Below are 325 nucleotides of genomic sequence, written 5' to 3' on the forward strand. Positions count from 1 at the left end.
GGGCGCGCCGATGACGGCCAGCTCCGCGCCGACCTCCACCGTCTCGTCCTCGGCGACCGTGATCTTCAGCAGCACGCCGCCGATCGGTGCCGGAATCTCGGTGTCGACCTTGTCCGTCGAGACCTCCAGGAGCGGCTCGTCGGCCTCGACCGTGTCGCCCTCCTGCTTGAGCCAGCGGGTGACGGTACCTTCCTGCACGCTCTCGCCGAGCGCGGGCAGGACCACCGAAGTGCCCTGCACGTCGCCCGCCGGAGCGGCCGGAGCCGCAGGCTCGGCGGGGGCCGCGGGAGCCGCGACCGGTTCCGCGGGCGCGGCCTGGGCCGGA

1 protein-coding gene is annotated in these 325 nt (G+C 74.8%); it reads right to left on the reverse strand.

Going from position 1 to position 325, the window contains the following annotated elements; all coding sequences use genetic code 11:
- The coding region (locus GT354_RS38635; protein ID WP_346012367.1) for a biotin/lipoyl-containing protein at window positions 1-325 on the reverse strand (325 nt) is incomplete at both ends.

The organism is Streptomyces sp. SID3343, assembly GCF_009865215.1.
In the GTDB taxonomy this organism is placed as follows: Bacteria; Actinomycetota; Actinomycetes; order Streptomycetales; family Streptomycetaceae; genus Embleya.